Raw genomic sequence first — 23288 nt, 5'->3', positions numbered from 1 at the left:
TGAGAAATCAGCGGCCGGAGCAGCAGGAATTGACGAGTGCGGTCAGCGATGCGGAAACGTCGGCGAGCGCGGCGCGGTCGACTTCGTAGCGCGAGCGCTGACGGTCGGATTGGAAGCGGACCAGCCCGGCTTCGACCAGGATCTTCAGATGCTGGGACACGGTGGACTGCGCCAGATCGAGATGATCGACCACCTCGCGGCAGCAGCAGGAATTGCTGGCCGAGAGATGTCTAAGGATCTCGATGCGCGCCGGATGCGAGAGTGCCGCGAAGCGGGCGGCAACGGCGCGGCTTTGGGGCGGTGCGCAGTTTGCGTGGTCTGGTTCAGCGAGCGAGTCTGCCATCGTTCATCGGCGATAGACGATGAACGGGTGCGTGGCAAGCTAACCCGATGGGTAGAGCGACCTAATCTCCCCCCTCGAGAGGGAGATGTCGCCGAAGGCGACAGAGGGGGTCGGTACGTCCTGACGCAACGTCGTTTGCAGCAAAGAGAAGGTCGGCGTTCTATGCGCGGCGACCCCCTCTGGCCTGCCGGCAATCTCCTCCACTCGGGGGGAGATTAGCCAATCGCCAAACTACTGCGTCTTCGTCTGCGCCGTCGTCGCTTGCTCGCCCATCGCCTTGAGGTCGGCGGCTTCGCCTTCCTTGGACTTTTCCGGAACCTTGAACACCTGCCCCGGCCAGATGCGGTCGGGATCGCTGATCTGGTCCTGGTTGGCGAGATAAATGGTCGAGAAGCGCACGCCGTGACCGTAGACGCGCCGCGAGATCCGCCACAGCGTGTCGTGCCTGCGGATGATGACCGCGCCGTCGGCATGTTCGAGCTTTGGCGCCACCGTCTCGGGCACGTCGGGCGTTGCCGCCGCGACGACGGCTGGAGCCTCAGCGGCGGGCGCTGCCGGTGACGCAGGTGCCTCGGCAACCGCCGGGGCAGCCGGAGCCGGGGCTTCAGCCGCCGGTGCGGCTGGTGCGGATGCGGCAGCAGCCGGTGCGGGCTTCGCAGGGGCAGCCGCGACATTGGCTGGCGCCGCAGGCTCCGGAGCGGCTGGTGCTTCGGCAGCAGCCGGTGCGGCCGGCTCAGCAAGCTTTGCTTCGGCGGGCTTGGTCTCGGCGGGCTTGGCCTCCGCGGGCGCCACGGCGGCGATCGCCTCGCCGGGTTCGCGCTCGAACGGCACGGCGGCACGCGCTACCACCTTCACGCCGTCCGCATCGAGACCGTCGACATGGATGGTGTAGTTGCCGACCGGGATATCGCGCGTCGCCTCGACCAGGAAATGACCGTCGGGCGAGGTCACCGCATCACCAAGCAGGATATCGTTGGCATAGGCGCGCACCTTGCGGCCGGCGTCAGCCAGACCGGCAACGAAAATTTTGTCGCCGTCGATCTCGACCGCTTCGACGACGATCTTGGGTTCAGCCACGGCGGCAGCCGGCGGCGTTGCCGGTGCCGCCGGTGCCGGCACCGGTGTTGCCGGAGCGGCGGCGGCTTCCACAGCCGGAGCTGCAGGCGCGGTTTCAGCGGGAGCGGCGGGTGCGGTCGCGGCAGGTGCATCGGCGGCCGGGGCAGCAGCCTGATCGCCGGCGGCCGGTGCCGCGGGCTTGGTCTCAGGCGCCGGGACGCTAAGCAGCTCGGCCGGCTTGCCGGGTTCCTCGACCATCGCCAGCACCTGGCCGGCGGCGTCCTTGGGAACCGAAACGACGGCGGTCTGCACGGAAGGGGTAACCAAATCGCCGGCCGTCGCGCGCAACGCAATCGTATAGTCGCCGGGCTTCAGCGGATCATCGAGAACGATGACGAAGGCGCCGTCCGGACCGGCGACAGTCGAGCCAAGCACCGAGGAGCCGTTGAGGATCTCGATCTTCGAACTGGGCGCAGCATTGCCGGCAACGACGATCGAGCCGTTGCTTTCGACGCGCACGACGTCGAAGCTCGGCGCAACCGGGCCGGCCGTGGCCGGCGCGGGAGTTGCTGGGGCAGCAGCGGGCGCGGCAGGTGCCGCCGGAGCCGCAGCTTCGGTCGCGGGAGCGGTTGCGTCCGCAGGTGCAGCCGGAGCCTTGACATCGGCGGGCGCGCCAGGCGCCGGCGGCAGCCTTCCCTCGGTCCCGGAATCGGCCGGCTTCTCAGCCGGAGGCGTCAGCGCTGCAATCTCCGCTGGCGGCTTGGGGTTGAGATACGGGTCGAGTGCGCCCGATACATAGGCGGTTCCGACGATCGCGACGGTCCCACCCGCCGCGAACAGAAACGCCTTCAAAGGATTAATTGCCATATTTCCCTGCCCCTTAGCCACCTAAAGCCGGTCTAGCGTGTTTTATCTGGACCGACAAGAAAAAGCCCGGGCTTGTCAGCCTCAGGGGCTTGACCCCGCATTCAGACCCAATCACCAATCACGCATGAACACGATTCGATCCGTCTGCGTCTATTGCGGCTCGTCGCCGGGCCGCGATGAAATCTATGCCAAGGCCGGGCACCTGCTTGGCCGCTCGCTCGCCAAAGCCGGCCTGCGGCTGGTCTATGGCGGCGGCACCAAAGGCATTATGGGCGCAGTCGCCGAAGGCGCGCTCAAGGCCGGCGGCAAGGTAACGGGCATCATTCCGCGCTTCCTCATCAACAAGGAGGCGACCGAAACCGCGCTTGACCGGCTCGACGAGTTGCTGATCACCGACAACATGCACGAGCGCAAGCACAAGATGTTCGAGAAATCCGACGCCTTTGTGGCGCTGCCCGGCGGCATCGGCACGGTCGAGGAAATCGTCGAGATCATGACCTGGGGCCAGCTCGGCCATCACCGCAAGCCGATCGTCTTCGCCAACGTTCAAGGGTTCTGGGATCCGATGCTGGCGCTGCTCGACCATATGGCCAGCGAAGGCTTCATCCACACCGCACAGCGGGTCAGGCCGCTGGTGGTCGAAGACCCCGAGGCAATCGTCGCCGCCATCATGGTGGCGGGGTCGTCGGTCGATGCCCCGACGGAAGGCGTGCAGTCGGTGATTGATAAGATGTGATAGTGAATAGTGAGAGAGGCCCCGCTGCCCATCACGCCGTAGCGCGAAGATCCTCGACGATAGTGCCGGAGGCAGCGACCTCCGCTTCATGGTCCGGCTCCCGCCAGGTCTCGGCGAGACCCGCCGCATACCAGTCCTGCATCGCCGGCAGGCCGAGCAATTGCGCGGGATAGGCGGCAGCAGCACCTTCGAAAGACAATCCATAGGACTGGACGCGGAACGCCACCGGGGCGAAGAAGGCATCGACTGCGGTGAAATGGCCGCCGGCAAGGAACGGCCCGCCGAACCGGGCAAGGCCATCGTTCCAGAGATCGCCCAAACGGAACAGATCCTGCTTAAGCGCGTCCGACATCGGCAACGGTTTTACCCGCAAGCCGCAATTCATCGGGCATGCGCCGCGCAAGGCCGTGAAACCAGAATGCATTTCGGCGGCGGCCGAGCGCGCCCAGGCTCGCGCCTTGGCCTCGGCAGGCCACACGCCATGGTGGCGCTCGGCGAGATACTCGGCAATAGCCAGCGAATCCCAGACAGCCCAGCCGTCATCCACCAGGCAAGGCACGCGCCCGCTGGGCGAGAACGCCCGGTAGAGATCGAAACTGGGCCCGGTCGGAAACGGCGTCAATTGCTCCTCGAACGGAATGTCGAGGGTGCACATCAGCACCCATGGCCGCAGCGACCATGACGAATAGTTCTTGTTGGCGATATGCAGCACGTACATCGAAAGGCTCCCTACTTCGGGGCCAACGCCACCGGGCGGATTTCACGGCCACGAAACATCGACCAGGAATACATCGCCAATGCCGCCCAGATCAGCGCAAAGGCAATTGCTTGCGTGGTGCCGAACGGCTCGTCGAAAATCAGCACGGCGATCAGGAACACCATGGTCGGTGCGATGTACTGCATGATGCCGATGGTGGAGAGGCGCAGAAGCTTGGCGCCGAAGGCGAACAGAAGCAGCGGCACCGAGGTGACTGGCCCGCAGCCGATGAGCAAAGCCATATCGGTGCCGTTGCTGGAGATGAAATGGTCCTGGCCGTTGACGACTAGGAAGACGATGTAGGCAAGCGCCGGCACCGAGAGCAAAAGCACTTCGAGCAGAAAGCCCTGGCTCGGGCCGATCGGCAGCGTCTTGCGGAAGAAGCCGTAGGCGGCGAAGGAAAAGGCCAGCGCCAGCGACACCCAGGGCAATTTGCCGGCGTCGACGGTGAGCGCGGCAACGGCGATCGCCGCCAGTGCCACGGCCGCGATCTGCAGCCGGTCGAGCTTCTCGCCGAGAAGAGCCGCGCCAACGACGATGCTGACCAGTGGGTTGATGTAATAGCCGAGCGCCGTCTCGACGGTGCGGTCAACCGAGATCGCCCAGACATAGATGGCCCAATTGACGGAGATCAGGGTCGCCGTCAACGCCGCCATGGCGATGCTGCGTGGTGAGCGGATTGCCGCCTTGAAATCGGCGGTCCGACCGGCCCAGACCAGCACTGCAGCAGCAATCGGCACCGACCAGACGATGCGGTGGGCGATCACCTCGATCAGCGGTAGATGCGCGACCGCCTTCATGTAGAAGGGCAACAGCCCCCATAGCAGATAAGCGCCGAGCGCGAGGAGAAAGCCGCTGCGGGCTTTGGAGTCGGCGTCGGGCTGGATCGTGTCGCTGGCCATGGCAAACGCTATGGCCCAGTGGGCCATTCAAAACCATCGCAAAATTATGATGGATCAATGGACTTCCGCTGATGGTTCAAGAGGCGGCGCCAGTTCCTCGCCCCACTTCGGGGGGCGAGGAAACCCACGTCTTGCAATCCTACTCCGCCGCCACCAATCCCGCCATGTCGCGGTTCTTCATCAGCTTGTAGACGATCGAATCCATCAGCGCCTGGAAGGACGCATCGATGATGTTTTCGGATACGCCGACCGTCCACCAGCGGGCGCCGGTGCCGTCATGCGATTCGATCAGGACGCGGGTGATCGCCTCGGTGCCGCCATTGAGGATACGCACCTTGAAATCGGCGAGCTCCATGTCGGCGATCTCGCTCTGGAATTTGCCGAGGTCCTTGCGCAACGCGATGTCGAGCGCGTTCACCGGGCCGTGGCCTTCGGCCACCGACATCCTCTCCTCGCCCTCGACCATCACCTTCACGATGGCTTCGGAGACCGTCTTCAACTGGCCGTTGGCATCGAAGCGGCGCTCGACCATGCAGCGGAACGAAGTGACGTTGAAGAACTCCGGCAGGCCGTGCAGCATTTTGCGCGCCAACAGCTCGAAGGAGGCATCGGCGCCCTCATAGGCGTAGCCCTCGGCCTCGCGCTCCTTGACCACCGAGATCAGCGCATCGAGACGATGGTCGTCTCTGGGCACATCAATGCCGCGCCGCTTCAGCTCGGCGAGGAAATTGGCCTTGCCGCCCTGGTCCGAAACCATAACGCGGCGGCGGTTGCCTACCGCCTCGGGCGGCACATGTTCATAGGTCGCCGGCTCCTTGGCCAGTGCGGAGGCATGGATGCCGGCCTTGGTGGCGAAGGCTGAGGCGCCGACATAGGGCGCCTGCGCTCCCGGAGCGCGGTTCAGCAATTCGTCGAAGGCGCGGGAAAGCCGGGATATCCCGGTCAGCGCCTCGGCCGAGATGCCGGTTTCAAACCGATCGGCGAAGGCCGGCTTCAGCGCCAGCGTTGGTACGATCGAGACCAGATTGGCGTTGCCGCAGCGCTCGCCGATGCCGTTCAGCGTGCCTTGGATCTGGCGCACGCCGGCCTCGACGGCGGCGAGCGAATTGGCCACCGCTTGGCCGGTGTCGTCATGGGCATGGATGCCGAGATGGCCGCCCGGAATACCTGAAACAATGACCTTGTCGACGATGGCGCGCACTTCCGAGGGCTGCGTGCCCCCATTGGTGTCGCACAACACCACCCAGCGCGCGCCGGCATCATAGGCGGTCCTGGCGCAGGCCAGTGCGTAGTCCGGATTGGCCTTGAAGCCGTCGAAGAAATGCTCACAATCGACCATCGCTTCCTTGCCGGCGGCAACAGCTGCTTCGACCGACGCGTTGATCGAGTCGAGGTTTTCCTCATTGGTGCAGCCGAGCGCGACGCGGACATGATAGTCCCAGCTCTTGGCGACGAAGCAGATGGCGTCGGACTTGGACTGCACGAGCGCTGCCAGGCCCGGGTCGTTGGATGCCGACACGCCTGCCCGCTTGGTCATGCCGAAGGCGACGAACTTTGCCTTCGCCGTGCGCTTCTGCTGGAAGAAGGCGGTGTCGGTCGGATTGGCGCCGGGATAGCCGCCTTCGACATAGTCCATGCCGAACTCATCGAGCAGCTTGGCAATCGCGATTTTGTCCTCGACGGAAAAGTCGATGCCCGGCGTCTGCTGGCCATCGCGGAGGGTTGTGTCGAAGAGATAGAGGCGTTGTTTGGTCATTGTTCTGTTGGCGCGCGAGCACCCCCCTCTGGCCTGCCGGCCATCTCCCCCTCAAGGGGGAAGATCGGCAGCTTTAGCGTCGGATCGTTTCCTGCAGCGATGAAGATTTGCGAAAGCGCCGATGACAGCCAATCTCCCCCCTTGAGGGGGAGATGTCCGGCAGGACAGAGGGGGGTGCCACGCGCTGTCATTTCCCCGCAAACCCATCCGTCGCGCGTATCAGCCGATCCAGAATCCCCGGCTCCGAATAGGAATGGCCGGCACCTTCGATGAGGTGGAAATCCGCCTTCGGCCAGGCCTTGTGCAGGGCCCAGGCATAGCGCGCCGGGCACGGCATGTCGTAGCGGCCGTGGACGATTGTGCCGGGAATATCCGCGAGCTTATGGGCATCGTGCAGAAGCTGCCCCTCCTCCAGCCAGCCGGCGTGGACGAAATAGTGGTTCTCGATGCGGGCAAAGGCGATGGCGAAGTCGTCCTCGCCGAACTTGTCGCTGGTCTCCGGCTCCGGTAGCAGCGTGATCGTCTCACCTTCCCACAGGCTCCAGGCAAGGGCGGCTTCCAGCTGCGCCTTGCCATCGGCGCCGACCAACCGCCTGCGGTAAGCGGCCATCATGTCGCCGCGCTCGGCTTCAGGAATTGGCGCCAGGAAACGCTCCCATTTGTCGGGGAACATCTCGGAGACGCCGAACTGATAGTACCATTCGAGTTCGGCGCGGGTCAGCGTGTAGATGCCGCGCACGACAAGCTCGCTGACGCGATTAGGATGCGTCTCGGCATAGGCCAGCGCCAGCGTCGAGCCCCACGAGCCGCCGAACACCAGCCATTTTTCGAAGCCGCACATCTCACGCAGCCGCTCGATGTCGGCAACCAGGTGCCAGGTGGTGTTGGCCTCGAGCGAGGCGTTGGGTGTCGATCTCCCGCAGCCGCGCTGGTCGAACAGGATGACGTCGTAAAGCTTCGGGTCGAACAATTGCCGATGTTTTGGCGAGAAGCCGCCGCCGGGACCGCCATGCAGGAAAACGGCCGGCTTGGCGCCCCTGGTTCCGGAGCGCTCCCAGTAGATATGATGGCCGTCGCCGACATCGAGCATGCCGGACTCGAACGCCTCGATCTCTGGATAAAGAGTACGAAGTTCACTGTTCATTTCATTGCTCATATCTTCAGGCCGTGCGCGGGCCAGTCCGTGGTTTCGTGGTCGGGATGCTGGAAGGAGATGATCTGCTCCTGGCGGGAGTAGAAATCCGGATCCTGATGCATGGGCTGGTCAAAGATCGTTTCCACCCAAGGCAATCGGACCGCGTAGTTGACCTGGATCTGCGGCGCCAGATCGGAGCGGTCGTCGAAGGCGCCGATGGCGATCTCCAGTGCGCCAGGTTGGCGATAGGTCAGCGGTGTACCGCAGCGGGCACAGAAGCCGCGATCGATGTTGACCGACGACTGGAAATAGGTGGGCTCTTCGCGCATCCATTCGACGCCATCCTTGGGCACTGTCACCAGCGCGCCGAAAAACGAACCGAACTGTTTCTGGCACATGCGGCAATGGCAGATGGACGCCCGGCCGAGCTTGCCCTTGATGCGGAAACGCACGGCACCGCACTGGCAGCCGCCGGTTCGAACTTCATCGGTCATGATTTTCCCTCTGGCGGCCGGTGTTCGGTGTCCCATTGTTCGGTGTCATGGTCGGGATGCTGGTAGGAGACGAGCTCGGCGAGATAAGGCGCCGACGACATGTCGGCCATAGTGTCCTCGCCCGGCAATTGCGGGATGGTATCGACATAGGGAAGTTTTGCCTCCGTGCCCCACTGGATCAGCGGCACGATATCAGCCGGATTGTCGAAGGCGCCGATGGCGAGGCCGATGCCGTCGGGCGCGGTAAAGGTCAGCGGCGTGCCGCAATTGGCGCAAAAGCCACGATCGACATGGCTGGACGAGGCGAAATATTTCGGTTCGCCGCGCGTCCAGTCGAGTTTGGCGCCACGCACCGAGACCAGGGGCGCGTAAAATGAGCCGAACGCCTTCTGGCACATGCGGCAATGGCAGATCGAGGCGTCACCCAGCGCACCCTCGACGCGAAAGCGCACCGCGCCGCACTGGCAGCCACCGGTGTAGATCGGCCGGTTGTCGAGGCTCATGGCGTCTCACTCCGTTTCATAGTCATTCGGGCGCATGGCAGACGGCCTCGACATTGTTGCCGTCGGGATCCAAGACGAAGGCGCCGTAATAGTCCGGGTGATAATGCGGGCGCAGCCCCGGCCCGCCATTGTCCTTGCCGCCGGCGGCGAGCGCCGCGGCATGGAAGGCGTCGACCTCGGCGCGGCTGCGCGCGGTGAAGGCGACGTGCTGATGGGTCCTCGGCTTGTCATCGCTGGCCTGCAGCCAGAACACCGGCCGGTCGCGGCCATAGCCACCGACCTTGGCGCCGCCGGTATATTCCAGTGGCACAATGTAGATCAGCGAGGCGCCAAGCGGCGCCATCGCCTGGTCATAAAAGGCTTTCGACGCGCCAAAATCGGCGACATTGATGCCGAGATGGTCGATCATGAAACAAGCTCCTCCCTTGCTGGCGCCGGCACGTCGGCGCCGGCCAAGCCGGCCTCGATCACGATGTGCTGGCAGACATTGTCGATATCGCGGATGACGTCGTCGTTCCAGAAGCGCAGGATGGTCCAGCCACTGGCACTCAATTGAGCGCTGCGTGCCTTGTCGCGTTCTGCATCTTCTACGTCGGCATGCTGACTGCCATCAACCTCGACTACGAGGTGGTGGGCCGAACAGGCGAAGTCGACAATGTAGGGCCCAATCGGTACCTGTCGGCGAAAGCTCATCCCCATCAGCCGGTGAGCCCGCAACTCATTCCACAGTTTCAGCTCGGCATCGGTCATGACGCGACGCATGGACTTTGCATTCTTGCGCTGACGCGATGGAACGAGGTCGTGACCCATGCTCAGGCCACTCCGCGCTGGCGATTAGCGAAAACCGAGGCGAGGGCCAATCTCCCCCCTTGCGGGGGAGATGTCCGGCAGGACAGAGGGGGGTGCTGTCCCGCCAGCGTCTCAACCGGCAGCCATTGCGTTCTCAGAAAGTGACCTAAATGAAAGTGGGCAAGAAGGAACGCTGGCGTTCCTTCACACCCCCCTCTGTCCTGGCGGACATCTCCCCCGCAAGGGGGGAGATTGGCTGTCGCTGCCGCCTTCGCCAATCTTACAACGCTGCCTAGCGCCACCCTCACCGCTTCACCTCCCACGTCGTCACGCGTTCGTTGGTAACAGGATCTTTGCCGTCTTTCAGCTGCACGCCTTGCTCCAGAAGCTCGTCGCGGATGCGGTCAGCTTCGGCCCAGTTTTTGGCGGCGATGAACTCCAGGCGCTGCGCGATCGACTTGGCAACGCTGTCCTCATCCACGGCGGCCGCGCCGATATCGAAGCCGAGGAACAACAGCGATGCCTTCAACGATGCGGCCGCTTCGTTGCCCTCCGCGGCCTCACCGGCAAGCTGCGTGAGTTGCTGGAAGGCGGCGTAGGTGGCGAGGTCGTCCGACAGTGCCGCCACAATCTCCGCCGGGACTTGCCCTGCCGACGGCGCCAGGTCAGCCGCGCGTTTCCATTTGCGCAGCGTGTTCTCGGCTTCCTCCAGCTTGCGCACGGAGAAGTCGATCGGCTCGCGGTAATGCGTCATCAGCATCGCCAGCCGCAGCACCTCGCCCGGCCATTTGCGGCCGCCGAAAGTGTCGGTTTCCAGCAGTTCGGCGATGGCGTAGAAACTGCCGACGCTCTTCGACATTTTCTGGCCCTCGACCTGCAGGAAGCCGTTGTGCATCCAGACATTGGCCATGACGTCGGTGCCGTGGGCGCAACGCGACTGGGCGATCTCGTTCTCATGGTGCGGGAAGATCAGGTCGAGGCCGCCGCCATGGATGTCGAAGACGTCGCCGAGATAGGCGGCCGACATGGCCGAGCACTCGATATGCCAACCGGGCCGGCCCCTGCCCCATGGGCTGTCCCAGCCGGGCTCCTCCGGTGACGACAATTTCCACAGCACGAAATCCCCCGGGCTCCTCTTGTGAGCGTCGACGGCAATTCGCGCACCGGCCTGCTGTTCGTCGAGATTGCGCTTCGACAGCTCGCCATAATCCGGCATCGAGGCGGTGTCGAACAGCACTTCGCCGGCGGCGACATAGGCGTGGCCGCGTTCGATCAAACGTTCGATGAGGGTGATCATGTCAACCTTGCCGTCGGCGCGGCGCGCGACGAACTCGGTGGCGCGTGGCTCGACCGTCGGCGGCAAGCAGCCGAGTGCGGCGACATCCTTGTGGTACTGGTCGGCGGTTTTTTCGGTGACGCGGCGGATCGCCTCGTTGAGCGTCAGGTTTCCCGACGCGATCTCGGCGCCGAAATCGCGCAGCGCGCGGGCGTTAATCTTGTCGTCGACATCTGTGATGTTGCGCACATACGTGACACCAGCCTCGCCGTAGAGGTGACGCAGCAAACGGAACAGCACGTCGAAGACGATCGCCGGACGCGCATTGCCGATATGGGCAAAGTCGTAGACGGTCGGACCGCAGACATAAATGCGCACATTTGACGGGTCGATCGGGACGAACACGTCCTTCGTCCGCGTTAGCGTGTTGTAGAGGCTGAGACCCTTCGATGCGTCAGACATGCGTGCCCTTCCGGCCCGTTAAGTTCTGGATGGAGTCTAACCTGTGCCAAGGCACAAATCGGCTCCAGCCTGCTGGCCGGGGCGTTTGTCCACTCTGGGGAAAGATGAGGCGAAAACGTCCGGACCAGCGCGAAGCTAGCCAATAATGCAAATGCCACAAATGGCGAAAAACGTTTTCATCGGCGGCTTTATCGCCTTGGCCGGTGTTGCCGTCAAGTCGCAACTTCCGGCAAAAGCGTCGCTGGATCATAGGTCAGGAGCCGCTGAAACATTTTATTAAACATGTCGGCACAGTCATGAAACATTCGCCGGCTAGTCCACCATAGGTCACGATTCGGTCAGATTCGGCCGGCAAACGCAGACACGGAAATGTTACCAGGGAAGAGATCGATGTCACGAACCAAGCAGGAATCGAGCCGCGCCAAGCAACCGGCGCTCGCCAACCACTACCGTGCGATCGGCCCGGCCGCGATCGTCGCCGCCCTTCTGCACACCGCGAAGAATAAAAAGCCGGCGCCGAAAATCACTTCGCCCCGCGCTGCCTGAACAGGCATCGTGCCGGCCGCCGACAAGGCGTGCGCCGGAACGGAAGGCTGAGGCGCTCATAGCGCGCCTGAAAACAACAGCTCTTCCTATTGAGCAGGTTCTTCCCGAAGACCGGACCTGGCTTCTTGGGAGCGCGCTCTAAAACAGCGTCATCTGACTGTCGTCCGCGCCGGGCTTCTGGCGCCTGACCTTGTCGGGCTCGACGATGCCCATGTCCTGTATCTCCGGCCCGGTGTTGGCGACCTTGTTGACGAGGTCGGAGACCGGAATTGCCTCGAAGAAATCGGGCAGCGCGGGTTTGAGCAGGTCGGCCACATCGCGCGGTTCGAGCGTGCGGCAGTCCAGCCAGCGGGCAAAATCTTCAGGCGCGATCACCACCGGCATCCGGTCATGGATATGGGCGATGCCGGCATTGGCGTTGATGGTAAGAATGGCGCCGGTGTCCATTTCCGAACCGCCCGGCTCGGCATAGGTTTCAATCAGCCCGGCAAAGGCGATCAACCCGCCATGCCTCGGCCGTATCCAGTAGGGCTGGCCCTTCTTGCCGCTGCCGGATTGCTGCCACTCATAGAAGCCGGAGGCCGGCACCAAGGCACGGCGATGGCGCATGGCGGATTTGAACGAGGCTTTTTCAATAGCGCCTTCCGAACGCGCGTTGATGAGCAGCGGAAATTCCCTGGTGTCCTTGACCCAGGTTGGGATCAGCCCCCAGCGTACCAGCATCGCCTGGCGATCCGGGAAATTCGAGCCCGGCATGCGCGGCGGCCCCGACAGCGCCATTAGCACCGGCTGCGTCGGCGCGATGTTGTAGCGGGCCGGAAAATCGTCCAGCTCCGCCAGGCCGAGCAAGGCGGCGGTCTGGTCCGGCGTGGCCGTCAGGGCAAAGCGTCCGCACATTGGCAAGCTCGATGAATTGATCCGATCGCGAACGTGGCGATGGAACCGGCGCTGCGCAACCGCTAAAGCTGCTCGCTGCCAGCCGGTCCACAGGGTGTGGCCTCACATAAGCGAATCGATATCGATGAACGAGCAGCGCAAGACACTTCCCGCAGTCTCGGTCGCCGTCGTGCGCGGCAGGACGGTGCTGCTGGTCAAGCGGGCGCGGCCGCCGTCGCAGGGGCTTTATGCCTTTCCCGGCGGCAAGGTCGAGCCCGGCGAGACGCTGCAAGAAGCAGCAGTGCGCGAATTGCTGGAGGAAACCGGGCTGCGGGCGCAGGACTATCGTCCGCTTCGCGACATCCACATCGACGGCAGCGGCGAGAATCACCCGGTCGACTATCTGCTGACCGTGTTCGGCGCCGTTTATGCCGGCGGCGAAGCGACGGCCAGCGACGATGCCGAGACCGCCGCCTTCTATAGTCTTGATGAAATGGCGACGCTGCCGCTCGCGGGTGACGTCATGGAGGTGGCTGAAGAGCTTTTGGCCTGAAGCAGGCCCATATCTGCCGCTCCGAGAATCGCCTTGCAGGCGACAAAATGTTTCGTCAGATAGACTTATGACCCGCACCTCGCTGTTCCTTGCCGCATGCATCGCCACCGCCGCGGCTTTTGCCGTGCAGCCGGGGCTGGCCGCCGAGTCGCCGTTCGAGCCCCGGCTGATGCGACTGGCCGAGGTGCTGGGGTCGCTGCATTTCCTGCGCAATCTGTGCGGCGAAAAGGGCGACCAGTGGCGCACCGAGATGGAAAAGCTGATCGATTCGGAAAATCCCGATCCGGAGCGGCGTGCCCGCTTCATCGCCAGCTTCAACCGCGGTTACCGTTCCTTCGGCGGCACCTATACCCAATGCACGCCGTCAGCGACCGAAGCCATCAGCCGCTACATGAAGGAAGGCGAGACGCTGTCGCGCGACATCGCCTCGCGTTACGGCAACTGATGAGCGGCAGACGGCGTTTAGCCAACGCCTTTTCGAGCACCCGCCTTGTATCCACGGCACGTTGATGCAATCTTGGTGTTGCACTTGCGCAACAGTATTAACGAAACGTTAGCGCGCGAATGCGGAATTAACTCAAACTGAAGGTTTTCATCCCGCTCACCGGTCTAATCGGCTAAGTTTGAATCGGACCGAACGCAGGCGACGAAGTTTGTAAAGACGATCAAAAAAATGTCGTATTTACAGATACTTACTAAGCCTGCGTGAGATAGGGGCAGCCCAAGCCGGATCCGACCCGTCGGACCGCCGCTTGAAAAGGTGGACATCGCAAATGGAACATGGCGTCAACGACATCGACGCGCTGGTCAGGGAAGAAAAGCGCCTGACCGCGGTGGAAAGCCATAGCGAGGCCTGGGCGGAAGGTCTGTCGGCCGGCATAGAACCTGAAATCATCGCCGAGGCAGCGCTTGAAACCGCGTTCGGCGAGATGCTGCGAGCCAATGGCGAAACCTCGGCCCTTGCCCTGCTCGATCGCATGCGTGAAAAGGTGATCGCCGGCGCCTTCGAGCCGGAGCGGTTTCGGCACTAGGCGTCGCGCGTCTCAGAGGGTGCACTGCCAGCTTACCGGTTCTTTGACGACGGCGAGTCGTTTGGGCATCATGCCTGAAGAGCCTAGGCCCAAGGAGAGGCAAGCGGTGAATTTTTCGATGTCAGGCCGGCCTCGCGGCGTGGTCCTCAGCATCTGGCTTGCCGCCTCTTGCGCCGCGGTTCCGCTGGCGTTTGTCCTGACCAGCAACCCTGCCTACGCGCTGAGCGAGATCAAGCGCGAGGAGCTTCCAGCTCCTGCCGGGCCACCAGCCAATGGTGAGACGGCGCCGTCTGAAAATTCAGTGCCAATGCCCGATCTGCCCGGCACGGCGCCACCGGCGGCCAGCCAGCCGAAATCGCCCACGGAGCCCGGACAAAGCCAACCGGAAGCCCCCGCCAACGATGGCGGCGTAGCCAACCCAAGTGCCGATCCCGAAGGGCCGGTGCCTGAAGTCGTCTACGACCTTTCCAAATTGCCGGAGCCCGTCAGGCGCATGCGTGATCTGATGGTCGAGGCCTGCGTCAGCGGCGACATCGAGGAGCTGCGGCCGCTGATCGGCAAGGGCGACACCATGACCCAATTGTCGCTGGGCGAAATCGAGGGCGACCCGATCGCGTTCCTGAAAGGGCTATCGGGCGACAAGGAAGGTCAGGAAATCCTCGCTATCCTGGAAGAGGTGCTCAATGCCGGCTATGTCCATGTAGACGTCGGCACACCGCAGGAACTCTATGTCTGGCCGTATTTCTTCGCCCTGCCGCTGGACAAGCTCAACGCCAGGCAGCGGGTCGAGCTGTTCAAGATCGTCACCGCCGGCGACTATGACGACATGAAGCAGTTCGGCGCCTACATCTTCTACCGCGTCGGCATCACGCCGGCCGGACAGTGGACATTCTTCGTCGCCGGGGATTGAGTTTCTGCAACGCCCTTACGGCTATTGACCAGGGCTGGAAAGCTCCGGGGCAATACCCGTGTCAGGCCAGATGCGGACGCCTTCACATCGAAGGGCCGAAATCGCTTCGACCGCCGCGTTGGGATCCATTTGCAGCACCTCGGCGGCATGCCGCAATTCTTCCTTGTCCCGCAGCCTGTTTACCACCCAAGCCACCTTGCGCTCGATATCCACGCCATAGGCCGCCTTCGCCTTGCCAACAGCGTCGCTCGGGATTTCCTTATAGATGCCAACCAGCACTCCAAGATCGATGGCATCGCGATATGCAATTGCACGGTCCTGACATCGATCCGCGTTCGCCAGCAACTTCTCGGCAAACATATCCGCCGGGACCAGGGCGGATACATTCAGATCGTCGTCGAAATGGCCTCGCAGTTTTATGCGGCCTTCGCGGATGACTTCAAACTTGATCGTTTGGCCTTTCAACCGCACGATCGTCCGCAAGCCATATTGATCGATCTGGAAGTCCCGAACAGCCTCGACCGGCTCAGGAAAGAATGCTCTGACCCCACGTTCGGCTGCGGAGGTCCGCAATTCGCGATAGCCATCACTGTCGGCACACAGGAAGTCCACATCCAGTGAGCGGCGATATTCCCCGAATTTCATAACGATCGCAGTGCCACCGCCGAACCAGCACTGGTTTGCGGTCAGGAAATGGCGATCCATCAACCCGAGCGCTTCGGCAATGATCTGGTGCTCGGGCCTCTTGAATTCCATCATGACGCTCGCGGTGTGTCCTGTTGATATTCCGGCTGCGAGGAACGATCAGGTGAGGGAAATCAGCCGGCGGTCAAGAGCACGCCGTGACCGAATTTGTCTGCCAAACTTTGGATAAGCATCTTCTCACGCACAGTAAGACGCTTTTGATCGACAAACCGCCAATTACGCTCATACAGCGCAAATGCCTCTTCGGCCGGAATCGGGCGTGCCGCATCGCGGTTCCAGGCGAGCGCCTGGAGCTCCGGAAACTCCGCAGGGACAATCATGGGCGCGATATCTGCGTTCATAATGCCCTTAACGTAGTGGATAGCGCTTAAAAAATCCAACGCAGCAAGAAACCGCTAAGCCGGCAGCGCCTCGGAAAACTCTACCGGCCTGCCCTGCCCGGGCGTGACGATCTCGCCTTCCCACATCACGCGACGACCGCGCACGATGGTGCCGATCGGCCAGCCGGTGACTTCCTTGCCGTCATAGGGCGTCCAGCCGGCCCTGGAGCCGGCTTGCGCATTGGTGATGGTCTCGCGCCGCTGGAGGTCGACAATGGTGAAATCGGCATCGTAGCCGGCGGCGATGCGGCCTTTCCTGGCCATGCCGAAGATGCGCTGCGGGCCGTGGCTGGAGAGGTCGACGAAGCGCTGCAGGGTCAGCCGGCCTGAATTGACATGGTCGAGCATGATCGGCACCAGCGTCTGCACCCCGGTCATGCCAGACGGCGAGGCCGGATAGGGCTTTGCCTTCTCGGCCGGCGTGTGCGGGGCGTGATCGGAGCCCAGCACGTCAATGATGCCTTGCGCAATGCCGTGCCAGACGCCGTCGCGATGGCGGGCCGCGCGAACCGGCGGATTCATCTGGATCAGCGTGCCCAGCCGCGCATAGTCGTCGGCGGCGAGTGTCAAATGGTGCGGCGTCGCCTCGCAGGTGGCGACATCCTTGTGCTGTTGGAGGAAGATGATTTCCTCGGCAGTGGAGATATGCAGCACATGGATGCGGGCGCGGGTGTTGCGCGCGATGCGCACCAGCCGCTCGGTACAGCGAAGCGCCGCGATCTCGTCGCGCCAGACGGGATGCGATGACGGGTCGCCCTCGACGCGCAAGCCGAGGCGCTCGCGCAGCCGGAACTCGTCCTCCGAGTGAAAGGCGGCACGGCGGCGGGTGTTGCGCAGGATCGATGCGACACCCTCGTCGTCCTCGACCAGCAGGTCGCCGGTGGACGAGCCCATGAACACCTTTATCCCGGCAGCACCCGGCAGCCGCTCGAGCTCACCGAGATCATCGGCATTCTCGCGCGTGCCGCCAACCCAGAAGGCGAAGTCGCAATGCATCCGGCTGGTGGCGCGGCGCACCTTGTCGGCAAGCGCCGCCTCGCTGGTGGTCAGCGGATTGGTGTTGGGCATTTCGAAGACGGCGGTGACCCCGCCCAGAACAGCGGCGCGAGATCCACTCTCGAGATCTTCCTTGTGCTCCAGCCCCGGCTCGCGAAAATGCACCTGGCTGTCAACGACGCCGGGCAGGACGTGCAGCCCGCGACAGTCGATCGCTTCGCCGGCCGAAGCTTGGCGAAGATCGCCCATTGCGACGATGCGACCACCCTTGACGCCGACATCGCGCGCGCCCTCGCCATCATGGTTGACCACCGTGCCGCCTGTCAGGATGAGGTCGTAGGTGGTGGCCATGGGCGTTCGGTCTCTTGCGGGGGGAGTATCGTCGGCTTACGTAAAGGCCGACCGTTTTGCAAGATCAGGTTCTTTGCCGCCCATGCCTTTTGCCCTGCTCAAAGACCGCGCTCTCATTTCTGTGTCAGGCCCGGATGCCGAGCATTTTTTGCAGAACATCCTCACCACCGACCTCGACACGCTGGGCGCCGGTGCGGCAAAACCCGGTGCGCTGCTTTCGCCGCAAGGCAAGATCCTGTTTGATTTCCTGATCTCGCGTAGCGGCGAGGACGGATTCCGGCTGGATTGCCGTGCCGACGTCGCAGACGACTTCCTGCGCCGGCTGATGCTTTACAAGCTGCGCGCCAAGGCCGAGATCGCCAAGCAGGATCAAGTGCTTGTGACGGTTGCGTGGGGCGATGATTCAAGCGCCTCACCTTCTGATTCAACGACACTTGCCGATGCCCGCTTCCGCGATGTGGTTGTGAGCCGTTCCTATGGCGGCGCATCCGTAGGTGGCGATCCGGCTGCATGGCAGACGCTCCGCATCGCCAACGGCATTGCCGAAAGCGGTTCCGATTATCAGCTCGGCGATGCCTTCCCTCACGACGTGCTGCTCGACGAGACCGGCGGCGTCGGCTTCAAGAAAGGCTGCTATGTCGGCCAGGAAGTGGTCTCGCGCATGCAGCATCGCGGCACCGCCAGGCGGCGCGTGCTGATCGTTTCGGCCGACCGTGCCTTGCCCGCGCCGGGCTCGGAGCTGACGGTTGCGGGGCGGCCGGTCGGCACGCTCGGTTCCAGCGCGGGCACGGCCGGACTCGCCATTGCCCGCATCGACCGGGTCAAGGCGGCGCTCGACGCTGGCCAGCCGGTACTGGCCGGTGATGTCACCGTCTCGCTCGCCATCCCGTCCTGGGCGAAGTTCAGCTTTCCCAGGGAAGCCATCGGCGCGGAGGATGCCTGATGGCTGCCGATCGCGTCGGAGCGCCACCCCGCGCGTGGCAGCGCATGCTGTCGGGACGGCGGCTCGACCTGCTCGACCCCTCGCCGCTCGACATCGAAATCTCCGACATCGCCCACGGGCTTGCCCGCGTCGCCCGCTGGAACGGCCAGACCCGCGGCGATCACGCCTTTTCGGTTGCGCAGCATTCGCTGCTGGTCGAGGCGCTATTCAGCGAGTTGCAGCCGGACGCCTCCGCCAACGCTCAGCTGGCAGCACTGCTGCATGACGCGCCGGAATATGTCATCGGCGACATGATCTCGCCGTTCAAATCGGTAATGGGCGGCTCCTACAAGGAGTGTGAGCTGCGTCTCCAGCGCGCCATCCATCAGCGCTTTTCGCTGCCGCCCGAACTCGGCGTCGGCTTGCGCAAGGAGATCAAGCGCGCCGACCAGATCGCCGCCTATTACGAGGCGACGCTGCTTGCCGGTTTCTCGACCGCAGAAGCAACCGAGTTCTTCGGCCGGCCGCGCGGCTTCAATGCCGACCGCTTCGACTTTACGCCGCACTCGGTGACCTCCGCGCAAGCTGCCTTCCTCAAACGCTACGCAACGCTTGAAAAGCAACGCCAGGCAACGGTTGCCGTGCATTCGGCGCAGTGAACATACGCTAAATTAACCAGCGGTAACCACAGTACCGGGTTTCGATCACGGTCAGCAGGCACGCCTCATGTCCGTTGCGCACGTCAAGGGTGGTTCGCCCGTCAGCAGACGGGGAGCCGGAGGCGTCGCCGCGCCACGGCAGATCGCCGACGAACTGCGCCACCAGAACGAGCGCTTTTCGGCGGCCGTCGAGAATATGTCGCACGGGCTGTGCATGTTCGACGCCGACGAGCGGATGATCATCTGCAACGGCAACTATATCAGCATCTTCTCCCTCGACGCGAAGATCGTGCGGCCCGGCATCGCGTTCCTGGACATTCTAAAGCACAGCGTCGACATCGGTGTCGCCTCACAGAGCGCCGAAGACCTGTATGCCATCCGCAAGCCCTATATCGAGCGCGCGCAAGCCTCGACCTACGAGGAAATACTGTCGGACGGACGCATCGTTTCCATCACGCACCGGCCGCTGGCCTCAGGCGGCTGGGTGTCGATCTATGAGGACATTACGGAGCAAAGGCGGGCCGAGCAGGAACTGAAGGAGCAGCACCGCCGCTTCGATGCGGCGCTCGCCAACATGTCGCAAGGCCTGTTGATGTACGACGCCGAAGGCACGCTGATCGTGCGCAACCAGCGCTTCCTCGACCTCTACAAGGTCACGCCTGACGACTTCCCGCTCGGCATGAGCCAGCGCGCCCTGCTCGAACAGATGGTGCGACTGCGCATCTATCCGTCGATGGACATCGACGGCGAGATCGCCAACACCAGAGCCAGCCTGCAGGCCGGTGAGGAGCGTTCGACAGACCGCAGCCTTGCCGATGGCCGAACGCTGCTGGTTGCGCGCCGGCCGCTTGCCGGTGGCGGCTGGGTGGCGACCTTCGAAGACATCACCGAGCGCCGGCGCGCCGAAGAGCGCATGAGCCACCTTGCCCATTACGACACGCTGACCGACCTGCCCAACCGCTCGATGTTTCGCGAACGGCTCGACCAGGCGATGGCCGGCGATACACCGTTGGCGATCTTCTCACTCGACCTCGATCGCTTCAAGGCCGTCAACGACACCTGGGGACACCCGGCCGGTGACTGGCTGCTGAAATGCGTGGCGGAGCGGTTGCGGCACAGCCTGCGCAGCGACACCGATGTGGTCGCCCGCCTCGGTGGCGACGAGTTCGCCATCCTGCAGTTCAATCCCAAAGGCGCCACCGATGCGGAACAACTGGCAAAACGCATCGTCGCTGTCGTCAGCCAGCCGTTTCGCGACAAGGGCCGCGACATGCATGTCGGCATCAGCCTTGGCATCGCGCTGTATCCCGGTGACGGCAAGGACGCCGACACGCTTTTGAAGAACGCCGACATGGCGCTTTACAGCGGCAAGAGCGAAGGCCGCAACGTCTACCGCTTTTTCGAGCCCGGCATGGATGCCTTGGTGCGGGCGCGCCTGGCGCTCGAAACCGATCTCGAGACGGCACTGAAGCGGCGGGAGTTCGTGCTGGAGTTCCAGCCGATCACCAACATCGCGTCGGGCAAGATCGTCGGCGCCGAAGCGTTGATGCGGTGGAATTCACCGACGCGCGGCCTGGTGGCGCCCGACGATTTCATCGCAGCCGCCGAAGACAGCGGGCTGATCGTTCCGCTGGGCGAATGGGCGCTGAAACAGGCCTGCAGCGTGGCCGCCGGCTGGCCGCCTGGAATGCGCATCGCCGTCAATGTCTCGGCAGTGCAGATCAGAAGCGCCGACTTTGCCCGCAGCGTGATTTCGGCGCTGGCCGTTTCCGGTGTGCCGGCCAGCCGGCTCGAACTGGAAATCACCGAGACCGTGCTGATGGATGAGAGCGAGACGGTGCTGAAGACGCTGAGGCAGCTGCGCGAACTCGGTATCCGCATCGCGCTCGACGATTTCGGCACCGGCTATTCGTCGCTCGGCTATCTCAGGCGTTTTCCCGTCGACAAGATCAAGATCGACCGCTCCTTCATCCATGATATCGACAACAAGGACACGGCGGCGATCGTGCGCACGATCATCGGGCTTGGTGCCGAACTTGGCATCACCGTCACCGCCGAAGGCGTCGAGACCGAAGCGCAGCTCGACATATTGCGCAAGGCTGGCTGCGTCGAGGCGCAGGGCTTTCTGATCGGCATGCCGTCAAAGGCCGCCGACATGGCTCGACTTCTCAAGACGAGGGCAGCGTCCCGGCGCGCCTGAACATCCCCGGCGTCATTCCATGCGCGGCGCGGAAGGTGCGCGAGAGATGGCTTTGGTCGGAGAAGCCGGCCGCAAAGGCGGCACCGGCGAGATCTGAACCTTGCCGGATCAGCAGATCGGCACGGCGCAGCCTGCGGTCACGGATGAAGGCAGCAGGGGTGAGACCCAGCACTTTCCTGAAATCGCGGATAACTTGAAAGCGCGTCACGCCTGCGGCTTCAGCGAGCCGCTGCAAATCGAGGTCCGAGTTCAGATGGTCTTCGATGACCTGTTCATAGACCCGGAGCCGGCTTTTCGATCCGAAGCTTTCGACCGCCTCGCGCCGCCGGCCGCCCCAATCGCCATGGCGCAGGACGAGCTTGCGCAAGGCGATCAGCATGGATGTTTCGGCGCTCGTGGCATCACCCGATGTCGAAGCCAAGTGCGCGACGCCTACTGCCTGGACGAGATCGGCATCATCGACGATCGCTTGCGAAAACAACGGCGGGCGATCCTGCCCGAGTTCGTCCGCGATCGCACCCATGAGCGAGGCCGACGGATAGAAGGTGCGGTAAGCCCAACCCTGGTCGGCACCCGCCTCGCCGTCATGCCATATCTCCGGATTGACGAGCAGAACCGTGCCCGACGGCGCGAGGACAGTCTCGTTGCCGATGCGGACCCGCTCGCACCCTTGCGTGATCAGGGCGACGACATAGGTCGGGTGCGTGTGCAGCTGGTAGCGATGCCGCGTGAAGCGCGCCTTGAGCATGCCAAGATCGCGAAAGCGCGGATGACGCCAGAACTGCGTCGTCTCCTGAGGCTGTTGAATTCCAGACACGGTCAATCCTGTTCAAGACGCTGCCGGCGCAAATCCTTTACGTGCTGGCATCGACAAGGCCGAATTTACGATAGCCGGCAAGGAGAGCGCAATGCTGCACAACGACCCCATCGCCGCCCTCACCCCGCAGGTGGTGGAATGGCGGCATCACATCCACGCCAACCCCGAACTCGGTTTCCAAGAGTATGACACCGCGCGCTTCGTCGCCGACAAGCTGCGCACCTTCGGGCTCGACGAGGTTCATGAAGGCAAAGGCGGCACCGGCGTGGTTGGCGTCCTCAGAGGACGACCAGGCGTGCGCGCCATCGGGCTTCGGGCCGAACTCGATGCCTTGCCCGTGCTGGAGAAGACAGGATTGCCATATGCGTCGAAGAAAGACGGCGTGATGCATGCCTGCGGCCACGACGGGCACATCGCGATGCTGCTCGGCGCCGCCAAGCTGCTCGCCGACAACAGAGCCTTCGACGGCACCGTCTGTTTCATCTTCCAGCCGGCGGAAGAAAATGAAGGCGGCGCCATGCGGATGATCGAGGACGGACTGTTCGAGCGCTTCCCCGTGGAAGCCGTCTACGCCGTCCACAACTGGCCGGGGCTGCCGCTCGGAAAGATCGCGGCCCGTGCCGGGTCGATGATGGCGGCCGTCGACACTTTCGAACTGAACTTTGAGGGGACCGGCGCGCATGCCGCCATGCCGCAGCTAGGCGACGATCCCGTGCTCGCGGCCGGCGCCTTCGTTCAAGCCGTGCAGCGCATCGTCAGCCGTTCGGTCGACCCGCAAATGGCGCTGGTCGTTTCGATCACCCAGATCCATGGCGGCAATGTCGGCAACATCGTGCCGGGCAAGGTCTGGCTGCAGGGAACCTGCCGCTTCTTCGAGCCCACTTTGTCGGACCATTGCGAAAGGCTGATCGGCGACATCGCGCAAGGCATTGCCTCGGCGCATGCCCTCACCGCCAAGCTCGCCTACAAGAAAGGCTACCCGCCACTGGTCAACACGTCGGCTGCCACTGACCGGGCCGTCCAGGCGGCAACCGCGGTTGTCGGCCGCGAGCAGGTCGAGACCGCATCCAACCCGAGCCTCGGCTGCGAGGATTTTGCCTACATGGTCCGCGAAGCCGGCGGCTGCTATGCCTGGGTCGGCGCAGGAGCGGTCAGACCGGGCGAAGGGCTGCACGGCGATCGCTATGTCTTCAACGACGCCATCGTCCCCACCGTGCTCCGCTATTTCGTCACGCTCGTTGAGCAGACGCTACGCTGACGGCCGAG

26 protein-coding genes are annotated in these 23288 nt (G+C 63.5%); 10 read left to right on the top strand and 16 right to left on the bottom strand.

The window, feature by feature from the left end; all coding sequences use genetic code 11:
• Positions 1 to 7: 7 nt before the first annotated feature.
• Together NKJ57_RS21340 and NKJ57_RS21335 are read right to left on the bottom strand one after the other, a co-directional pair.
• Entirely contained in the window at positions 8 to 343 is a 336-nt protein-coding gene (locus NKJ57_RS21340; protein ID WP_352459640.1) for an ArsR/SmtB family transcription factor, read from the bottom strand.
• Positions 344 to 574: 231 nt separating this feature from the next.
• Positions 575 to 2266 carry a LysM peptidoglycan-binding domain-containing protein gene (locus NKJ57_RS21335; RefSeq protein ID WP_352512294.1) on the bottom strand — a complete coding sequence of 564 codons (1692 nt, stop codon included), beginning with the start codon at positions 2264 to 2266 and terminating at the stop codon, positions 575 to 577.
• A gap of 124 nt (positions 2267 to 2390) precedes the next feature.
• Here NKJ57_RS21335 and NKJ57_RS21330 point away from each other — a divergent pair, with 124 nt between their 5' ends.
• A complete protein-coding gene (locus NKJ57_RS21330) occupies positions 2391 to 3002 on the top strand; it encodes an LOG family protein (protein WP_023705376.1) in 612 nt (203 codons plus the stop codon).
• 31 nt (positions 3003 to 3033) lie between these two features.
• On the opposite strand, the gene NKJ57_RS21325 is transcribed toward NKJ57_RS21330, so the two are convergent.
• The 9 genes from NKJ57_RS21325 to cysS all read right to left on the bottom strand — a co-directional run bounded on the left by NKJ57_RS21325 (position 3034) and on the right by cysS (position 11076).
• Positions 3034 to 3720, bottom strand: coding sequence for a glutathione S-transferase family protein (locus NKJ57_RS21325; RefSeq protein WP_023738589.1), 687 nt, complete (start codon positions 3718 to 3720; stop codon positions 3034 to 3036).
• An 11-nt stretch (positions 3721 to 3731) separates the two neighbouring features.
• Positions 3732 to 4661 (bottom strand): EamA family transporter RarD, encoded by a 930-nt coding sequence (rarD, locus tag NKJ57_RS21320; protein ID WP_352512405.1) that lies wholly within the window; start codon positions 4659 to 4661, stop codon positions 3732 to 3734.
• A gap of 139 nt (positions 4662 to 4800) precedes the next feature.
• Positions 4801 to 6417, bottom strand: coding sequence for a citramalate synthase (gene cimA, locus NKJ57_RS21315; RefSeq protein WP_352512296.1), 1617 nt, complete (start codon positions 6415 to 6417; stop codon positions 4801 to 4803).
• A 187-nt stretch (positions 6418 to 6604) separates the two neighbouring features.
• Positions 6605 to 7561 (bottom strand): prolyl aminopeptidase, encoded by a 957-nt coding sequence (pip, locus tag NKJ57_RS21310; RefSeq protein WP_352512297.1) that lies wholly within the window; start codon positions 7559 to 7561, stop codon positions 6605 to 6607.
• 8 nt (positions 7562 to 7569) lie between these two features.
• Entirely contained in the window at positions 7570 to 8046 is a 477-nt protein-coding gene (locus NKJ57_RS21305) for a GFA family protein (RefSeq protein ID WP_023687309.1), read from the bottom strand.
• Entirely contained in the window at positions 8043 to 8549 is a 507-nt protein-coding gene (locus NKJ57_RS21300; RefSeq protein WP_023687308.1) for a GFA family protein, read from the bottom strand. Before NKJ57_RS21300 ends, NKJ57_RS21305 begins: the two co-directional genes overlap by 4 nt.
• A gap of 22 nt (positions 8550 to 8571) precedes the next feature.
• Entirely contained in the window at positions 8572 to 8958 is a 387-nt protein-coding gene (locus tag NKJ57_RS21295) for a VOC family protein (RefSeq protein ID WP_352512299.1), read from the bottom strand.
• The gene (locus tag NKJ57_RS21290) at positions 8955 to 9359 is read right to left on the bottom strand and encodes an endonuclease domain-containing protein (RefSeq protein ID WP_023832487.1); all 405 of its coding nucleotides are present in this window, start codon (positions 9357 to 9359) and stop codon (positions 8955 to 8957) included. The genes NKJ57_RS21295 and NKJ57_RS21290 overlap by 4 nt, the downstream gene beginning before the upstream one ends.
• 283 nt (positions 9360 to 9642) lie before the next feature.
• Positions 9643 to 11076, bottom strand: coding sequence for a cysteine--tRNA ligase (gene cysS, locus NKJ57_RS21285; RefSeq protein WP_352512301.1), 1434 nt, complete (start codon positions 11074 to 11076; stop codon positions 9643 to 9645).
• Positions 11077 to 11466: 390 nt separating this feature from the next.
• On the opposite strand from cysS, the gene NKJ57_RS21280 reads away from it, so the two are divergent.
• Entirely contained in the window at positions 11467 to 11622 is a 156-nt protein-coding gene (locus tag NKJ57_RS21280; protein ID WP_023673568.1) for a hypothetical protein, read from the top strand.
• Between the two features lie 138 nt (positions 11623 to 11760).
• Here the strand turns inward: NKJ57_RS21280 and NKJ57_RS21275 are convergent, their stop codons facing one another.
• Complete coding sequence (locus tag NKJ57_RS21275; protein ID WP_352512303.1) at positions 11761 to 12519, bottom strand: SOS response-associated peptidase; 759 nt, start codon at positions 12517 to 12519, stop codon at positions 11761 to 11763.
• Between the two features lie 124 nt (positions 12520 to 12643).
• Between NKJ57_RS21275 and NKJ57_RS21270 the strand changes: the two genes are divergently transcribed.
• The 4 genes from NKJ57_RS21270 (at position 12644) to NKJ57_RS21255 (ending at position 14992) form a co-directional block, all read left to right on the top strand.
• Positions 12644 to 13051: an NUDIX hydrolase gene (locus tag NKJ57_RS21270; protein ID WP_023698665.1), complete on the top strand. Its 408-nt coding sequence runs from the start codon at positions 12644 to 12646 to the stop codon at positions 13049 to 13051.
• A 67-nt stretch (positions 13052 to 13118) separates the two neighbouring features.
• Entirely contained in the window at positions 13119 to 13496 is a 378-nt protein-coding gene (locus NKJ57_RS21265) for a TIGR02301 family protein (protein ID WP_352512305.1), read from the top strand.
• 328 nt (positions 13497 to 13824) lie between these two features.
• Positions 13825 to 14082 carry a hypothetical protein gene (locus NKJ57_RS21260; protein WP_023673564.1) on the top strand — a complete coding sequence of 86 codons (258 nt, stop codon included), beginning with the start codon at positions 13825 to 13827 and terminating at the stop codon, positions 14080 to 14082.
• A gap of 106 nt (positions 14083 to 14188) precedes the next feature.
• The gene (locus tag NKJ57_RS21255) at positions 14189 to 14992 is read left to right on the top strand and encodes a hypothetical protein (RefSeq protein ID WP_352512307.1); all 804 of its coding nucleotides are present in this window, start codon (positions 14189 to 14191) and stop codon (positions 14990 to 14992) included.
• A 21-nt stretch (positions 14993 to 15013) separates the two neighbouring features.
• On the opposite strand, the gene NKJ57_RS21250 is transcribed toward NKJ57_RS21255, so the two are convergent.
• From NKJ57_RS21250 to NKJ57_RS21240, 3 genes are all read right to left on the bottom strand, one after another.
• Positions 15014 to 15748 (bottom strand): nucleotidyl transferase AbiEii/AbiGii toxin family protein, encoded by a 735-nt coding sequence (locus NKJ57_RS21250; RefSeq protein WP_352512406.1) that lies wholly within the window; start codon positions 15746 to 15748, stop codon positions 15014 to 15016.
• 62 nt (positions 15749 to 15810) lie between these two features.
• The gene (locus NKJ57_RS21245; protein ID WP_027049982.1) at positions 15811 to 16038 is read right to left on the bottom strand and encodes a hypothetical protein; all 228 of its coding nucleotides are present in this window, start codon (positions 16036 to 16038) and stop codon (positions 15811 to 15813) included.
• A 54-nt stretch (positions 16039 to 16092) separates the two neighbouring features.
• The gene (locus NKJ57_RS21240; protein ID WP_352512308.1) at positions 16093 to 17424 is read right to left on the bottom strand and encodes a dihydroorotase; all 1332 of its coding nucleotides are present in this window, start codon (positions 17422 to 17424) and stop codon (positions 16093 to 16095) included.
• An 82-nt stretch (positions 17425 to 17506) separates the two neighbouring features.
• Between NKJ57_RS21240 and ygfZ the strand changes: the two genes are divergently transcribed.
• From ygfZ to NKJ57_RS21225, 3 genes are all read left to right on the top strand, one after another.
• On the top strand, positions 17507 to 18367 hold the full coding sequence (gene ygfZ / locus NKJ57_RS21235) for a CAF17-like 4Fe-4S cluster assembly/insertion protein YgfZ (protein ID WP_352512309.1): 861 nt from the start codon (positions 17507 to 17509) through the stop codon (positions 18365 to 18367).
• Positions 18367 to 19005: an HD domain-containing protein gene (locus NKJ57_RS21230; protein ID WP_352512311.1), complete on the top strand. Its 639-nt coding sequence runs from the start codon at positions 18367 to 18369 to the stop codon at positions 19003 to 19005. Before ygfZ ends, NKJ57_RS21230 begins: the two co-directional genes overlap by 1 nt.
• 67 nt (positions 19006 to 19072) lie before the next feature.
• Positions 19073 to 21205: a putative bifunctional diguanylate cyclase/phosphodiesterase gene (locus NKJ57_RS21225; protein WP_023738577.1), complete on the top strand. Its 2133-nt coding sequence runs from the start codon at positions 19073 to 19075 to the stop codon at positions 21203 to 21205.
• Here the strand turns inward: NKJ57_RS21225 and NKJ57_RS21220 are convergent.
• Positions 21174 to 22022: an AraC family transcriptional regulator gene (locus NKJ57_RS21220; RefSeq protein ID WP_352512313.1), complete on the bottom strand. Its 849-nt coding sequence runs from the start codon at positions 22020 to 22022 to the stop codon at positions 21174 to 21176. The two genes, NKJ57_RS21225 and NKJ57_RS21220, sit on opposite strands and share 32 nt — an antisense overlap.
• A gap of 91 nt (positions 22023 to 22113) precedes the next feature.
• Between NKJ57_RS21220 and NKJ57_RS21215 the strand changes: the two genes are divergently transcribed.
• On the top strand, positions 22114 to 23280 hold the full coding sequence (locus NKJ57_RS21215; protein WP_352512314.1) for an amidohydrolase: 1167 nt from the start codon (positions 22114 to 22116) through the stop codon (positions 23278 to 23280).
• Positions 23281 to 23288: the final 8 nt, after the last annotated feature.

The organism is Mesorhizobium sp. M0077 (assembly GCF_040322955.1).
Taxonomy (GTDB): Bacteria; Pseudomonadota; Alphaproteobacteria; order Rhizobiales; family Rhizobiaceae; genus Mesorhizobium.
Note: the sequence above shows the minus strand (reverse complement) of the source record. Positions and strands in the feature narration are given on the sequence as shown.